General features: G+C 66.3%; 15 protein-coding genes. 8 read left to right on the top strand and 7 right to left on the bottom strand.

Annotated features, from left to right (window positions below; all coding sequences use genetic code 11):
• Positions 1–24: 24 nt before the first annotated feature.
• Positions 25–1,563, top strand: a complete 1,539-nt coding sequence (gene zwf / locus HCU64_RS00950; protein WP_233381924.1) for a glucose-6-phosphate dehydrogenase — start codon at positions 25–27, stop codon at positions 1,561–1,563.
• Here the strand turns inward: zwf and HCU64_RS00945 are convergent.
• Positions 1,552–2,325, bottom strand: coding sequence for a restriction endonuclease (locus tag HCU64_RS00945; protein ID WP_233381923.1), 774 nt, complete (start codon positions 2,323–2,325; stop codon positions 1,552–1,554). The genes zwf and HCU64_RS00945 overlap by 12 nt on opposite strands.
• A gap of 427 nt (positions 2,326–2,752) precedes the next feature.
• Here HCU64_RS00945 and HCU64_RS00940 point away from each other — a divergent pair, with 427 nt between their 5' ends.
• From HCU64_RS00940 to HCU64_RS00925, 4 genes are all read left to right on the top strand, one after another.
• Entirely contained in the window at positions 2,753–5,443 is a 2,691-nt protein-coding gene (locus HCU64_RS00940) for a bifunctional acetate--CoA ligase family protein/GNAT family N-acetyltransferase (protein ID WP_233381922.1), read from the top strand.
• Positions 5,444–5,760: 317 nt separating this feature from the next.
• A complete protein-coding gene (gene motA, locus HCU64_RS00935; RefSeq protein WP_233381921.1) occupies positions 5,761–6,618 on the top strand; it encodes a flagellar motor stator protein MotA in 858 nt (285 codons plus the stop codon).
• Positions 6,619–6,760: 142 nt separating this feature from the next.
• Positions 6,761–7,621 (top strand): flagellar motor protein MotB, encoded by an 861-nt coding sequence (locus HCU64_RS25390; RefSeq protein WP_442785911.1) that lies wholly within the window; start codon positions 6,761–6,763, stop codon positions 7,619–7,621.
• A gap of 343 nt (positions 7,622–7,964) precedes the next feature.
• Positions 7,965–8,174 carry a cold-shock protein gene (locus HCU64_RS00925; protein ID WP_183508124.1) on the top strand — a complete coding sequence of 70 codons (210 nt, stop codon included), beginning with the start codon at positions 7,965–7,967 and terminating at the stop codon, positions 8,172–8,174.
• 203 nt (positions 8,175–8,377) lie between these two features.
• Here HCU64_RS00925 and HCU64_RS00920 read toward each other — a convergent pair whose 3' ends face one another.
• The 3 genes from HCU64_RS00920 to HCU64_RS00910 all read right to left on the bottom strand — a co-directional run bounded on the left by HCU64_RS00920 (position 8,378) and on the right by HCU64_RS00910 (position 9,318).
• Entirely contained in the window at positions 8,378–8,614 is a 237-nt protein-coding gene (locus tag HCU64_RS00920) for a DUF6894 family protein (RefSeq protein WP_233381919.1), read from the bottom strand.
• A 39-nt stretch (positions 8,615–8,653) separates the two neighbouring features.
• Positions 8,654–8,920 carry a DUF6894 family protein gene (locus HCU64_RS00915; protein ID WP_233381918.1) on the bottom strand — a complete coding sequence of 89 codons (267 nt, stop codon included), beginning with the start codon at positions 8,918–8,920 and terminating at the stop codon, positions 8,654–8,656.
• Between the two features lie 182 nt (positions 8,921–9,102).
• Positions 9,103–9,318: a hypothetical protein gene (locus HCU64_RS00910; RefSeq protein WP_233381917.1), complete on the bottom strand. Its 216-nt coding sequence runs from the start codon at positions 9,316–9,318 to the stop codon at positions 9,103–9,105.
• 376 nt (positions 9,319–9,694) lie between these two features.
• Between HCU64_RS00910 and HCU64_RS00905 the strand changes: the two genes are divergently transcribed.
• The 3 genes from HCU64_RS00905 (at position 9,695) to HCU64_RS00895 (ending at position 10,621) form a co-directional block, all read left to right on the top strand.
• The gene (locus tag HCU64_RS00905) at positions 9,695–9,904 is read left to right on the top strand and encodes a cold-shock protein (RefSeq protein WP_183508121.1); all 210 of its coding nucleotides are present in this window, start codon (positions 9,695–9,697) and stop codon (positions 9,902–9,904) included.
• A 115-nt stretch (positions 9,905–10,019) separates the two neighbouring features.
• Positions 10,020–10,388, top strand: a complete 369-nt coding sequence (locus HCU64_RS00900) for a DUF6481 family protein (protein WP_442785884.1) — start codon at positions 10,020–10,022, stop codon at positions 10,386–10,388.
• Positions 10,389–10,423: 35 nt separating this feature from the next.
• Positions 10,424–10,621 (top strand): hypothetical protein, encoded by a 198-nt coding sequence (locus tag HCU64_RS00895; RefSeq protein WP_233381916.1) that lies wholly within the window; start codon positions 10,424–10,426, stop codon positions 10,619–10,621.
• Positions 10,622–10,703: 82 nt separating this feature from the next.
• On the opposite strand, the gene HCU64_RS00890 is transcribed toward HCU64_RS00895, so the two are convergent.
• The 3 genes from HCU64_RS00890 to HCU64_RS00880 all read right to left on the bottom strand — a co-directional run bounded on the left by HCU64_RS00890 (position 10,704) and on the right by HCU64_RS00880 (position 15,320).
• Positions 10,704–11,237, bottom strand: coding sequence for a Dps family protein (locus tag HCU64_RS00890; RefSeq protein WP_233381915.1), 534 nt, complete (start codon positions 11,235–11,237; stop codon positions 10,704–10,706).
• A gap of 162 nt (positions 11,238–11,399) precedes the next feature.
• Positions 11,400–13,790 carry a PAS domain-containing sensor histidine kinase gene (locus HCU64_RS00885; RefSeq protein ID WP_233382862.1) on the bottom strand — a complete coding sequence of 797 codons (2,391 nt, stop codon included), beginning with the start codon at positions 13,788–13,790 and terminating at the stop codon, positions 11,400–11,402.
• A gap of 474 nt (positions 13,791–14,264) precedes the next feature.
• Positions 14,265–15,320 carry an HD-GYP domain-containing protein gene (locus HCU64_RS00880; RefSeq protein WP_233381914.1) on the bottom strand — a complete coding sequence of 352 codons (1,056 nt, stop codon included), beginning with the start codon at positions 15,318–15,320 and terminating at the stop codon, positions 14,265–14,267.
• Between the last annotated feature and the right edge of the window lie 151 nt (positions 15,321–15,471).

Below are 15,471 nucleotides of genomic sequence, written 5' to 3'. Positions count from 1 at the left end.
GCTGCGTCATTCGGAGCGATTGTGATGGGCGATCAGGTCTCGCCGAAGAAGGGTAGCGCACCGGGCGCCGAGCCGGCTCCTCCCTGCGCCCTCGTGATTTTCGGTGCGAGCGGCGACCTGACCAAACGGCTGCTGATGCCGGCGCTCTACAATCTCGCCGGCAGCGGCTTGCTCTCGAACGATCTCACGATCATCGGCGTCGACCACAACGAGAATACGGACGAGGGCTGGCGCAAGGACCTCACCGAGACGATGCAGTCCTTCGCCAAGGACAAGTCCGGCGAGTTCCACACCGATCATATCGAAGAGGCCCAGTGGAGCTTTATCCGCGACCGGCTGCATTTCGTGCAGGGCGACTTCGAGAAGGACGAAACCTATAAGGCGCTCGGCCAGCACCTCCAGGGTAGCGCTGTCTTCTATCTCGCTGTCGCGGCTCGGTTCTTCGGGGCGATCGTCGATGGTCTCGGACAGGCCGGGCTGCTCAAGCAGGGCGACGACCGTTTCCGCCGCGTCGTGATCGAGAAGCCCTTCGGCCACGACCTCGCTTCTGCGCAAGCGCTGAATGCCCGCATCCTGAAGCAGGCTGACGAGAGCCAGTTCTACCGGATCGACCACTTCCTTGGGAAAGAGACGGTGCAGTCGATGATGGCGATCCGTTTCGCCAACGGAATCTTCGAACCGCTTTGGCGGCACGAATACGTGGACCACGTGCAGATCACCGCGGCCGAGACTGTCGGCGTCGAGAAGCGTGGTTCCTTCTACGAGGCAACCGGCGCGCTGCGGGACATGGTGCCGAACCACATGTTCCAGCTGCTCTGCATGGTGGCGATGGAGCCGCCGAACTCGTTCGATGCGGAGGCTGTTCGCACGGAGAAAGCAAAGCTCGCCGAGGCAGTTAAGCCGATCCGGCCGGAGGATGCGGTGCACGGCCAGTACACGGCTGGCGTCGAGCTCGGCAAGGATGTTCCCGCTTATCGCGACGAGCCGAATGTCGATGCGAACTCGAACACTGAGACCTACGCCGCCCTGAAGCTCGAGATCGAGAATTGGCGCTGGGCCGGCGTGCCGTTCTACGTGCGCACCGGTAAGCGGCTGGCCGGCCGCCTCACCGAGATCGCGATCCACTTCAAGCCGGCGCCTTATCGGCTATTTCGCGACACGCCTGTCGAAGAGATCGCGCAGAACGTCATGCGCATCCGGATCGCACCGGAACCCGGCGAGACCACCGAGATCAACGTCAAGGCCCCCGGGCCACAGATGCGGCTCGGCACGGTCGAAAACGCGTTTCGTTATAAGGACTTCTTCGACGAGAAGCCGAATGTCGGCTACGAGACCCTGCTCTACGACTGCATGATCGGCGACGCCACTCTGTTCCAGCGTGCCGACAACATCGAAGCCGGCTGGGCCGCGGTGGATCCGTTGCTGAAGGCCTGGAAGGAGGCTCCGGTAGAGTTCTATCCTGCGGGTAGCGACGGGCCGAAAGGAGCCGACGACCTGCTGGCGCGCGGCGGGCGCTCATGGCTGCCGCTGCCCGGAAAAACCGTCGACAAATCAGGCGGGTAGGCGCCGGCTGGCGGATTGCATCGGGCGCAGGCCCGCGAGATCGTCGTGGTGGAGGAGCTGGACGCCGGTGGTCGCGGCGAGCTTTCGCGCGGCAGGGGTGAAACCGGCATTGGAGACGACGGCCGCCATGTCGGCCGACCAGTGTCGGGCTGCGGCTGCGACTTCCTGCACGGCGGCGTTGCCCACGGGCTTTCCGTAGCGCTTGCATTGGACGACGAGGCGGGTGCCGGCGGCCTCGGCGATGACGTCGGCCCCTTGGTCGCCGCTGGCCTGGGTCGGCCGCGCATGCCAGCCGGCCTGAGTGAGCAGGCCGGCGCAGAAGCGCTCGTAAGCCACTCCGTCTTCAGGCATTTCCGTCTCGTCGGGCAGTTGCACGGAGACTGCCACGGCCTCGACGATGGCGATCATCTGGTCCCAGCGCGGATCGATGTAATCGGAGAAGCCGAACTGCTCGAGGCGTGGCAGGATCGTGCGCTCGATGAAGTATTCGCGCTCGCGCAGCCAGCCATCCTCGACAGTATTGCCGTAGGCGTCCACGAAACGTTCCTGGCGTCGGCGCAATGCCAGGATGCGAGCGTGGCGACGGGCGGTCCGGCGCACAAGGGCGCGAAATCTGCGTGGCCGGTCAAGGCGATAGAGCAAGACGGCGGCGATCCCCAGGCCGGTTGCGATCAGCGCCGGCCGCCCATAGGCGAGTGCTGCCGCGCCCCCGACGACGAAGGTCCAGAACAGGTGTGTGACCGTCTTCGAGCGCGCGGACATCGGTGTCGACAAGGGTTTCTGGACGCTCTCCGAACGCGAGCAAATGCAGGGTGCCGGATCGAGATTGTCCGACCCCTAATGCCGGGCGGTAGAAGGCACGTACCCGGCAAAGTCCTGTGGACGGAGACCCTCCGACACGCGGAACGCCGCCGCAGATTGCGCCTATCTCGCTCCCGGCAGGGGGCGATAGAGCGATCCGAGGAGATCCAATATTTAGAATGATTGATTTTCTATTGTCGACGCCTCCGGACACTGGCGCCGTTCCGCTCGATACTTGCGATCTCGCGCTTCTCATCATCGCGAAAGGCGGCGCGGGGGTTCAAAAGCCATGAAAGGCTGGTACTGCTCCGGCGTCCCGTTTCGGTGATCCTGGCGGCGTGATTGCGATCACCGGGATCATGTTCTGCGCGAGCATCCGAGCCAGCTCATGAGCACCTACGGATTCGCGACCATGCTCGCCCCGCGCAGCATCGCCATCGTCGGGGCGGGCGAGCGCGAGGGATCGGTCGGCCGGGCGGTGATCGACTCGCTGCGCGCCGGCGGGTTCGATGGCCCGATCCGGCCGGTGAACCGGAACTACGACACCATCGACGGCCTGCCCTGTTTTCCGAACCTCGCGAGTCTGCCCGAGACGCCGGATCTCGTGCTGATCGCGACCCCGCCGGAGACGGTGCCGGGGATCGTCGCCGAGGCGGGGCAGTGCGGGGCCGCGGCGGCGGCGGTGCTGTCGGCGCATCTCGGCCGGGGCGAGGAGGCGCCGATCGGCGTGGCCCGGCGGGCGGCGCGGGAACACAGCCTCCGCCTGCTCGGACCCGACAGCATCGGCCTGGCCGTGCCGGGGCGAAAGCTCAACGCGACATTGCTGGCGCATCCGCCGCTCGCGGGAGATCTCGCGCTGGTCACCCAATCGGGCACCGTGGCCTCGGCCATCGCGGCCTGGGCCCATCGCCGCGAGGTCGGTTTTTCCGCGATCCTCACCGTGGGCCGCTCGGCCGATGTCGACGTGGCCGACGCGCTCGACCACTTTGCGGCCGATCTCCACACCCGGGCGATCCTGCTCTCGCTCCACCGCATCGAGGACGCGCGAAAGTTCCTGTCGGCGGCGAGGGCGGCGGCGCGGGTCAAGCCGGTGGTGGTCCTGCGCACCGGGCGCCACGAGCCGCAGGAGGAGACGCCGCAGACCCATACCGGCGCGCTCGCCCGGCCCGATGCGGTCTATGCGGCGGCCCTGCGCCGGGCCGGCCTGCTCTCGGTGGACACGCTGGACGAGATGTTCTCCGCCGCCGAGACCCTACGCAGGCAGCGGCCGTTTCCCGGGCGACGGCTGATGATCGTCGCCAACGGCCGCGGCATCGGCGCGCTCGCGGCCGACCGGCTGGCCGAACAGGGCGGCGTTGCGGCAGACTGTGCGCCCGAGACGCTCGCGGCGCTCGACGGCATCCGTCACGGCGCCTCGAAGAACCCGATCGATCTCGGCGTCGATGCCGAGGCGAAGGATTATGCCGCAGGGCTGAAGCCGCTGCTCGCCGCGCGCGAGAACGACGCACTCCTCGTCATTCACGTCCCCACCGCCCGCGCCCGGGCCCACGAGACGGCCGAGGCCATCGCCGCCGCGGTTACGGCCGTGCGGCCGGACGGGGGCCGCAAGAAGCCGGTTTATGCGGTCTCCGTGGGCGAGAGCCCGGCCGCGACGGCGGTTCTCGCCAAGGCCGGCATCCCCCTCTTTCCGACGGATGCCGATGCGGTCGACGGCTTTCTGCATGTGGTGCGTTACCGCGAGGCGCAGGACGACCTGATGCGCACTCCGGCCTCCCTGCCGCAGGATTTCAGGCCGGACGTCGCGGCGGCCCGCGCCATCGTCGAACAGGCCCTGGTCGGCGGCCAGAGCTGGCTCGATCCGCTCTCGGTGAAGGCGCTGCTCGCGGCCTACGGCATCCCGATGCAGCCCTGCCTCCTGGCGCCGGATGGCGAGCACGCCGCCGAGGCCGCCTGGCCGATGATCGCGCAGGGCCAGCCCGTCGCGCTGAAGCTCGTCTCGCCGGACATCGTGCACAAGACGGATGTCGGCGGCGTGCGTCTCGGCCTCACCTCGGAGGCCGACGTGCGCGAGGCCGCGACCCGCATGGTCGCCCGTGTGCGCGCCCTGCAGCCCGAAGCCCGCATCACGGGCTTCGCCGTGCAGGCCATGGTGCCGCGCGGCGCGCGCCGGGAGCTGATCGCCGGCCTCGCGGAGGACCCGACCTTCGGCCCGGTGGTGGTGTTCGGCCGCGGCGGCACTGCCGTCGAGGTGATCGACGACCGGGCGCTCGGCCTGCCGCCCCTCGACCTGCGATTGGCAGCCGACCAGATCGCGCGCACCCGAGTCGCTCGCCGGCTGGCCGCCTACCGTGACGTGCCGGCGGCGGATGTCGATGCCATCGCCCTGGTCCTGGTCAAACTCTCGCAGATCGCCATCGACCTGCCTGAGGTGCGCGAGCTCGACATCAATCCGCTGCTGGCCGATGCCGACGGTGTCCTCGGCCTCGACGGGCGGGTGCGTGTCTGGCGCGATCCGGATCTCGGACCGAAGGCTTTTCAGGCGAAGCAGTCACGACTGGCGATCCGCCCCTATCCGGTGGAGTGGGATCGCCTGATGACGCTGAAGGGTCGCGCCATCCAGGTGCGCCCGGTGCGCCCCGAGGATGAGGGGCTGTTCGCGGCCTTCTTCGCCGAGATCGATCCGGAGGACGTGCGCCTGCGCTTCTTCACTCCGATGAAGCACTTCAGCCACGCCTTCCTCGCCCGCCTGACCCAGCTCGACTACGCCCGCGCCATCGCCTTCGTGGCCATCGATGCGAACACCGAACAGATGCTCGGCGCGGTGCGGCTCCATGCCGACGCCAACCACGAGAGCGGCGAGTTCGGCATCCTGGTCCGCTCGGACATCAAGGGCGTGGGGCTGGGCTACGCGCTGATGCGGCTCATGCTGGACTGGGCGAAAGCCGAAGGGATCGAGAGGGTCGAAGGCACGGTGCTGACGGAGAACCGGGCGATGCTGGCGGTGTGCCGGCGGCTGGGGTTCGAGGCGAAGGCCGATCCCGACGATCCGAGTGTGATGAAGGTGACGCTAAGACTATGAGGGATTTGCACCACACCCCATGCTTGTTGCTGTTTCGATGTGGTCCGCTCAGCTCGATGGACAGCTGGCAGCGATATGCTGGCGTTATCCCGAAGCGCCAACCGGTCTCACGCTAAAATCCTAAGCTTGCTGCCGTTTCGCGAGGTCCGCCATGAGTGGATCTCGGTCGGTCCGCTTCTGAGCATCAACACATGGCGGCGGACGTCGCTGCGCTCCCTACACCGCTCTAAACCCGCCATTAACCAAGACCGGCGATTTCTCGGATCGTTGGGAGCTTCGTGCGGGCTGGATCTGCCGCGGCGCAGGGATGGCAAATTATGCGGCTGATTGTCGGCATACTGATCGTTTTCGGCTGTGTCTTCGGCAGCTACTCACAGATGGGCGGCCATCTGGAAGTCCTCTGGCAGCCCTACGAGTTCGTCATCATCCTCGGTTCGGCGATCGGTGCCTTCGTCATCGGCAACATCGGGCCGGTGCTCAAGGCCGTGCCCTCCATGTTGGGCACGCTGGTGAAGGGCCCCAAATACAATCAGCAATCCTATGTCGAACTACTGGGAATGCAGTATTCGTTGTTCAAGCTTGTCAAACAAAAAGGTTTGATGGCGCTCGAGCCGCACATCGAAAATCCAGGCGAGTCGACGCTGTTCAACGCCTTCCCGACCTTTGCAGCGAACCACCACGCGGTCGAGTTCGTCTGCGACTACATGCGCATGGTGACGCTTGGCGCGAACAACGCCTACGAGATCGAGGCTCTCATGGATGAGGAACTCGAGACGCACCACCAGGAGCGGGAGCGTGTCGTGTCGGCCATGCAGTCGCTCGCCGACGGAACACCGGCACTCGGCATCGTCGCCGCCGTGCTCGGCGTGATCAAGACGATGGGCGCGATCAAGGAGCCGCCGGAGGTGCTGGGACATCTGATCGGTGGCGCGCTCGTCGGCACCTTCTTCGGCGTCTTCATCGCCTATGGCTTCTTCGGGCCCATGGCGCAGTCGCTCAGAAGCCTCTTCGAGGCCGAGTCCAAATACTACATTTCACTCAAAGTGGGGCTGCTTGCCCATATCGGCGGCCAGCCGCCGGTGATGGCCATCGAATTTGCTCGCAAGGCTCTGATGAGCGACGTGCGCCCGACATTCAGCGAGGTGGAAGAGGCAACCGCCGCCCTGCCGGCCTAACGCGCTCGGTGATCCCCGGACCACCGAAAACGCCCCAAACTTTTGATGTTGCGGGCTTTCTGATCGCCGAACCGCCAACCAATTCGGCGGAAATCGCACGAGATCCGACCCGATCTCCAACAGGGACTCGACGGCCGTGGCCATCCAGCCGATCATCGTCAAGAAGGTCAAGAAGCACGGTCACGCACACCATGGCGGGGCCTGGAAGATCGCCTATGCGGACTTCGTGACCGCCATGATGGCGTTCTTTCTGCTGATGTGGCTGATCAGCATGACGACGCAGGAGCAGAAGATCGGTCTGGCGGAATACTTCGCGCCGGCGGCTTTGAGCCCGTCAAACAGTGGTGCTGGCGGAATTCTGCACGGCAGAGCCCTGGACAGTTCAGGCAACAAGCCGGCGACGCCCAGCGAAGCTGAGACGGGTTCTGCCGAGCGGAAGCCGGGAGCGTCCTCCACCAGTCCCGACCGTGCCCGCGACCTCGATGCCAGCCGCTCAGCCGCCAGCGAGGAGGCCGACTTCAGCGCCGTAGCAAGCCTCCGTCAGGCGCTTCAGAAGATGCCCGAATATGCCGAGCTGTCGCGCAACATCGTCTTCGAGACGACCAAGGAGGGCGTGAACGTGTCCCTCGTGGACCAGGACGGCCGCTCCATGTTCCGCGAAGGCTCTGTCGACCCCTACGACCGCACGCGTCGCGTGCTGGAGGCGCTCGCGCCCGCACTGCGCCGGCTGCCCAACCGCCTGTCGATCACCGGCTACACGGCCGCCGCGCGCCCGGGCTCGTCGAATGCCGGCGAACCCTGGAACCTCACCGCCGGGCGTGCGCTCTCCGTGCGCGAGATCCTGTCGGGGGCCGGGGTTCCCAACGACAACTTCGCTTCCGTGGTGGGACGCGGCGACACCGAGCCGGTTTTCCCCGACAATCCCTACATCGCGCCGAACCGACGGGTGACGATCACCCTGCTCAATGCGCGCTCGCCGGTGCCCGCGAACTTTCTTCGCTGACGACGCGGCGCCTCGAAACCCCTGGCTGATCGCAGCCACAGGTCGAAAGTCTCGTTGGCTCGGCGCTGCGAGGGGTGCATGGCGAGACAACCGCTTCCGGGCACCGAAGCCTCCCCTTTGCTTCGACGTCCCACATACGTGGATCTGAGGTCGGAGCGGTCGCCTGCCTTGCCATCCCGACCTGCGGCCCCATCTCCCTTCGATCGATCTGTGGCCGGACTTTCCGGGTCGTGACTCCTTCGCAGGGCGACCCCGTCGTTTCCACCCCTATCGGTATCTCCGGCCCTTCGCGTCCGCGCGGAGTGCTCTCCACTCGAGAAGCCTGCGAAGACCAAGGACTGACATGGCGACCGGCACTGTAAAGTGGTTCAACGAAACCAAGGGTTTCGGCTTCATCCAGCCGGATGATGGCGGCCAGGACGTGTTCGTGCACATCTCCGCCGTCGAGCGCGCTGGCATGCGCAACCTGATCGAGGGCCAGAAGATCTCCTTCGAGCTCGAGACCGACAAGCGCTCCGGCAAGAAGGCCGCAAGCCAGCTCCAGGCTGCCTGAGCCTCGACACCGCTTTCGCCAGGCTCCTCGGGGCCGGGCCTATACGACGAGAAAGCCGCTCCTTCGGGAGCGGCTTTTTTCGTGTCGCGTCGTGGTATCTCCGGTGCCCTCCTGCGAGGCCCTGGACGCGATGAGACCGCGGAGGCGCGGTTCGACGGGGCGCCGAGGGCGATCGGAATGCAGAAAGCGCCGGCGACGGGCGCTTAGCGCCAGAACAGGTGCAGCCCTTCGCCAACGCCGTATGCCGTGAGAACGACCCCACCATCGGCCGCCAATACCGCGAGCGTGACCGGCGCAGCCTGTTTGGCGCACCGCGCGGCGAAAGCCTTCATGCGCGACTTTGCGGCCTTCTCGATCTCGGACCGATCGGCGCATTCGGTGCCCGCTTCATCCCAGTCAGAGTCGCCATTGTTGTGGACGTCAAAGAAGTAGCGGGCCACGAGTGCGTTCCAGGTTCGATCTGTACGAAACCATACATTTCAATCGAGATTTGGTTCCAGGTCGCCGTCCAGCGTGGCCGCCGAGTCGACGACCGAGAAGGCGAGCCGGAACAGGATGAGGCCGTCGCGATCGGTGACCTCCATCGTCCAATCTTCGCCGAGCTTCAGCCGGGTCGACTCGCGTTCGATGTACTCACCGGAACGGCGGATCGCTTCCATCTGGGCCGACTTCAGGTCGGGCAGCTCCGTGCCCTCGGCGTCTCGCGCCGTGTAGCCGTCGTACACATTGAAGAAGTAGCGAGCCATAACGTGCTCCGCTCGCGTGGGCAGGAGCACCGTGCTCACATTCGCGGGATGCCGAAGGATCGAACCGCGAGTGCGGGGAGGCTAGCACTGTACGGTAGACGACACTACCGGGGGCGCGTGGCTCGCAAGGGGTTTGCGCGCCAAAAAAGGGCCCTCCCCGGGAAGCGGAGAGGGCATGGGCGTCAGCCTTCGGTGGATTCGGTGGCCTCGGTCGTCTCCGTCGTTTCGGAGGCCTCGGGCCTCGGGGGAGCCTTGTCGCGGCGGAAGCGGGCGGGCGGCGAGCGGCGCGCATCGCCCTTCTCGATGTCGCCGGTGGACGCGGCGATTTTCTTGGCGCGGGCGTTGAACTCGGCCATCGAGAGGCCGGGCGTGCGTCCGCTCGTGCTGTTATGCGCCATGATCTATCCTCTGAGCGTCGTGCGCCGGCCCGGAAACGGGCGGCAGATTGGAACGGAGAGTCGTGGTCCGGATACGGACGGCTCCGGCATTGCCCAAGGCACCGGATTGCGCAGAGGGTGCCTATCAATAACACGTCCGGCACGACGATGTGCCGACAAATTCCGGCGCGGTTTTCGTGCAATTTCTGCGCTGCTCTTGCCGAGAGGAGCGCGAGGGTCTACTTACCCGTTATCGATCTAAGCCCGGAATTTGGGCCGTATACGCCTTCGCAGGGCGGTTCGGAATTTCTCGTCTTCTATCGGTTATCGAACCGTTCGCCGTCTCACGATGGTCGAACGACTGCGCATGATTTCCTGCGAAGCGACAAGGACGACTATGAGCACCGGCACCGTCAAGTGGTTCAACGAAACGAAGGGTTTTGGCTTCATCCAGCCGGATGACGGCTCGAAGGACGTCTTCGTGCACATCTCCGCCGTCGAGCGCGCCGGCATGCGCAACCTCGTCGAGGGCCAGAAGATCTCCTACGAGATGGAGACCGATCGCCGCTCGGGCAAGCAGTCGGCCGGTAGCCTCCAGAACGCGTGAGCCCTGCTCCGCAACCGCTAACGAAGCCGCTCCCGATGGGGCGGCTTCTTCTTTTGTCGTAACCTGCCCCTTCCAGGCCGGGCCATCGGGGCCGCGGCCGCAACAAGGACACTACGTGAGCTTCATCAACCAGAACGCCCTCGACGATCGTCTCTCCGCGCAGCAGAAGGCCCGCCAGGCCATGGTGGAGCGCTTCCGGCAGCGCCCGAGCGCCGACGATCCGGCCGTGATCGCTCGCAATGCCGAGCGTAAGGCCATCGCCGAGGCCCGCGCTGCCCGCGCCGAGGAGCGCGAGCTCGCCCGCATCGCCGAGGAAGAGCGGAAGGCCGCCGAGGCCGAGGCCGCCCGCCAGGCCGAGATCGCCCGCAAGGCCGCCGAGCTCGAAGCCGCCGCCGAGCGCGCCCGCGCCGTGCAGGCCGCCCAGAAGGCCGAGCGCGACGCGCGCTACGCGGCCCGCAAGGCCAAGATCAAGCTGCGGCGCTGAGCGCCGCGCGGACCCCACGAGACGAGGAGGACGCGATGTCCCACAAGTACAAGCTCGGCCAGCGCGTGAAGCGCCTCGGACCGACCCCCACCAACGACAAGACCGGCTTCGGCGAGATTGCCGAGATCGTCCGGTTGATGCCGGCGGATGCTTCCGGCGAGGTCTCCTACCGGATCCGCTCCGGCGTCGCCGAGCGCGCCGTGCGCGAGGACGAGATCGAAGAAGCGGCCTAACCGCCGGCTTCACCTCGGAGCACGAAAAAACCCCGCATCCTGCGATGCGGGGTTTTTCCTGTTGCCGTGAGGAGAGGGCAGCTCAGTGGCCGCCCTGCGTGGCGTCGCGGGTGATCTCGTAGAGGAACCAGGTGCGGCGCTCGGACTGGTCGATCCACTCTTCGAGCAGGCTGGTGGTCGAGACGTCGTTGGCCTCGTCCGTGACCTCGTGCAGCTCGCGCATGTTGGCGGTGAGGTTGCGGTTGTCGTCGCGCAGCTCCGCGAGCATGTCGAGCGGCGAGACGTAGTCGGCGTCGTTATCCGGCACGCGCTTCAGCTTCTCGGCCTGGCCGAGCGAGCGCAGGGTGGTGCCGCCGATCTTACGGGCGCGCTCGGCAACATCGTCGATGATGCCGAAGATCTGCTCGCCCTGCTCGTCGAGGAGCAGGTGGTAATCCCGGAAATGCGGGCCGCTCATGTGCCAGTGGAAGTTCTTGGTCTTGATGTAGAGGGCCAGGAGATCCGAGGCCAGGATCGTGAGGCCCTGGGCGATCTTCTTGGTATCGGCTGGATCGAGATCGGTCGGGGTGTTGAGGCGGTCGCTGGCGACGCGCAGGTTCGGCTTGGCCTTGGCCATGGGACGCTCTCCGTTCGGGTATGCCGTGAATGGCTTCGAGGCATCCGCTCGTCACTCTGGGAGCGGCGCCTCACGCCCGATGAATGAGCGACGAAAGCGAATGTTCCCGACGGCATGGCCGGGCTGCATGAAATGGATAGCTTAGAGCAATTCTAAAGATGCTCAGCCGGCTGCGGCAGACCTGTCGTCGGGCCTCTGCGTGGCGCCCGAGACGAGCCTCAGAGAATCGACCGTGACCTCGGAACTTGGCCGGGACAGAGCGGCGAGTCGCTCCGGTGTTGGGGCGGGCAGGCGCACCATCACGATGGTGCCGACGCCGACATCCGAGCGGATGCGCAGGGCGCCCCCATGCAGCTCCGCCGTCGAGCGAGCGATGGCGAGGCCGAGGCCCGAGCCGCGGTGGCTGCGGGTGAGGTTGTTTTCGACCTGCTCGAACGGCTTGCCGAGCTTGGCCAGCGCGGCCTTCGGAATGCCGATGCCGCTGTCCTCGACGAAGAGATGGACATTGGTGCCGCAACTGCGGCCCCGCACCAACACGCGGCCGCCGGATGGCGTGAACTTCACCGCATTCTGCAGCACGTTGCCGAGGATCTGGATCAGCGCGCGCTCGTCGGCGAGAAGGCGAAGGCTCGGCTGCATCTCGACCCGCAGGCGGACGCCCTTGGCCTTGGCGGCGAGTTCGACGAGCTTCACGGCGTCGCGCACCGCCTCCGTGGCGGCGATCTCGCGGCGATCGAGGCTGACGCGCTTGGCCTCGATCCGGGCCATGTGGAGGATGTCGTCAATGACGGAGAGCAGGTAGGTGCCGCTCTCCTGGATGTCGCGGCAATAGCTGACGTAGCGCGGATCGCCGAGCCGTCCGTAGACCTCGCTCTCCATCAGGTCCGCGAAGCCCATGATGGCGTTGAGCGGCGTGCGCAGCTCGTGGCTCATGTTGGCGAGGAATTCGGATTTCGCCTGGTTGGCGATCTCGGCCTTGGCCTTCTGGTCGAGATGCTGCTCGGCGAGGTCGGCAAGCTGGTGGGTCTGGAGCTCGAGAGTGCGACGGGAGCGCTTGAGATCCTTCACCGTGGCGAGCAGCTCGCGTTCGGAGACGACGAGCTTGTCGTGCTGGCGCTTGAGGCCGGTAATGTCGGTGCCGACCGAGACGTAGCCGCCATCCTTCGTGCGTCGCTCGGAGACTTGAAGCCAGCGCCCGTCGGTCAGCTCGACCTCGAAGGTGCGGGCGGAGGGGCTGGCGCGGCCGACATCGGGCAGTTCGCGCCGGACGGGGGGCAGCACGCCACGGCCCATGATGTCGGCGTAGCGGCGGCCGGGCTGGGCATCCTCGGCGGCCAGCGCATGCAGGTCGCGGAACTTCGAATTGCATAGGACGAGGCGGTTCTGGTCGTCCCAGAGCACGAAGGCCTCGGAGATCGCCTCGACCGCATCACGCAGGCGCATGTCGGCGGTGGCGTTGGACTCGGCGAGCTTCCGTTGCTCGGTCACGTCGACGGCGATGCCGACAAGGTGGCGGCTGCCATCGGCCTCGTCGTGAACGATCTCGGCGCGGGTGCGCAGCCAGACCCACTCGCCGGAGGCGCCGCGCATGCGGAACTCGTGATCGATGGTCGATTGCGTGGCGGCGAGCTGACGGGCGAGGCTGTAGAGGTCGCCATCGTCGGGATGCACCAGGTCGTTGACGTCGCCAAAGGAGAGAAGGCCCTTCTCGGCTGGGTAGCCGAGCATGGCGTACATCGAATCCGACCAGAAGATCTCGCCGCGCGGGATGTCCCAGTCCCACAGGCCGCAGCGGCCACGGCCGAGCGCCGTGTCGAGCCGACGGCGGACTTCGTCGCAGACCCGGTCGGCAGCATGGGCCCGCCGGCTCTGGAGCGTGTAGGCCGCACCGATTCCGACGACGACCAGCGCGGTGGCGCCGAACAGCACGGCGAGCGTGAAGAGCCGCTCCCGCCAGGCTGCCGTCACATGCGCGACCGGGCGGATCACCGCGACCTGTCCCGTGCCGTTGGGCAGGCTGTGAACCGCGGCGATGACCTCGGCGCCGTCGGCGAGGCGCAGGATCATCGCGCCGGCGGTCTCGGCCAGGGTGCCGATGGCCTGGTCGGCTCCGAGCACGGCGGTGAGAGTCGATGGCAAACGGCCCGATGCGGGGTAGGCGGCGACGATCCGGTCGTCGCGTCCGGCGACGAAGATCTGGCGGCCGGCCTGGGCGCCGGACGACATCAGGGCATGGAGTCGATCCTGAGCCGAGCCCTTGTTGGTCTCGCCGGAGATGCCGTTCTCACCGAACGCTGCCGCGGTCAGGCGCGCCAGACCCTCGACTTCTAGATGAGCAATGCGGACTGCCTCGGCATGCTGGAGGCGCAGGTGAAGTGTGAGGACGGCGAGCAGGCAGAGCAGGAAGCCGGCGAGCATTCCCGGGACGGCGATACGCAGCCAAGTCTCGGCCCGCATCACCCGTTCATGGGCCGGATTTCGCGGTCGCCGGATCCCGAGGATCGTGTCGGCGCGCACGCTCGCGGCCAGGGAAGCGGAAACCGCCTCCGGCATGAGAACCCCCACTCAAAATCGGCTGAAACGCCCCGCAGCGGTCACTCACGCCCCACCACGAATCGTATTCATATTGAGCACTCGGACGGGCGATTTGTCCACGATTTTTATGGATCGTTTTGTTGACTCTTTAACGATGATGCGACTCGGCGAGCTTCTCCGTGAGACTCTGAAAAGCCCATCCGTCGCAGTGTCTTAGCGGACAAGACTCAGTCTCCTGGCCGCAAGCGCGTCGGGGTGGCTTTTTCGTTTTCGGAATGGGCGTGTCGGAATTTGGTACGGCCGCGGGTTTTGGAGCCGGCAAGCGCGGATTTCGGGGCCGGTTTTCCGGGCGGTGTTGCGAAACTGTCGCTGCGAGAATCTGCGGCAGTTTGTCGGCTCGGTTGGCGACGTGGCGCTCCTCGCGTCACCGCAAACGCCCAAGGCCGCTATCGCGCCATCACGCCGCGTGCCGAGCACCCGGACGGGCTGCCCTCAGCGCTTGACGATGGCCTGCTCGAAAGCCGCCAGCAGGTCGAGGTCGAGTTTGTTGCCCATGCCGCGCAGAACTCGCAGCGCTTCTTCGTGGCCCATCGGCGCGCGGTAGGGCCGGCGTTCGATCAGGGCTGCATAGATGTCGCAAATCGTGATCAGGCGGACGCGGTCGCTGATCGCATCGCCCTTGAGGCCGTCCGGATAGCCTGATCCATCGAGCATCTCGTGGTGATGGAGCACGACGTCCAGGGTCTCGGCATCGAAGCCGGTCGCCTTGACGAGCAGCTCGTGGCCGAGGGCGGCGTGCGTGCGCATGATGCGCATCTCGTTCTCGTCGAGCCGGCCCGGCTTGTTGAGGATCTCGAGCGGGATCTTCGCCTTGCCGATGTCGTGGATCAGCGCCGAGCGCACCAGATGCAGCCGATCGCTGGCCGAGAACCCGACATGCAGCGCCAGGGCGGCCGCGAGCCCGGCGACCAGCATGCAGTGCTGGTATGTGGCATCGTCGAAGTTCCAGACGATGTCGAGCCAGCGCACGAGCCCTCCATCCGCCACGGCGGTGAGGATCGGATCGACGCCCATTTCGAAGGCATCGACGTCGAGCGACTGGTCCATCCGCGCCGCGTCGAGCAGCGTCGTCAGGGCGCGTCCTGCTCGCCCGATGGCCCGGGTGATGGTGAGATCGATCAGCTCGCGCCGCGGATGCGTCTGCGCCAGGAACGTCTCTGCGACGACGTGAGGTGCCGTGCGCGCCGCAAGGCAGACATCCGCGCCGACGGACTTGGCGTCGGCGAAGCTGCGCGCGCTGCGATTGCGCATCAGCAGCACGAGCGGGGCGTCGCCCGGTACGGCCAGCTCGCGCAGTTTGCGCACGGTCTGCTTCGCCTCGGAGCGAACGATGTCGACATCCGCGATGATGCCGGCGAGCGGTGTGGACTCGGTCCAGGCCTCGTCCATCCCGAGGACGTGGCAATCCACTGCCGGCTCCAGCGCAGCAGCAATCTGCGCGCTCCGGTCGGGGCGGTCCGTGAGAAGAAGGGCAACTGGATCGCGCATGGCCCGTCCGCAGCAATCATCTCATCTGCCGGACGTCCGAAATGATGGCCGGCGAAGGAGTGCCCGACTTTTGACCACCGTAAGTTAATTTATGTTTTCCACCCTGAGATTTTCACGGTTGCAGCGCTTTCTGGGCACAGAAGGGGAAAAG

The sequence above is a fragment of the Methylobacterium sp. C25 genome, assembly GCF_021352225.1.
In the GTDB taxonomy this organism is placed as follows: Bacteria; Pseudomonadota; Alphaproteobacteria; order Rhizobiales; family Beijerinckiaceae; genus Methylobacterium.
This window is presented reverse-complemented; position numbering and strand designations above follow the sequence as displayed.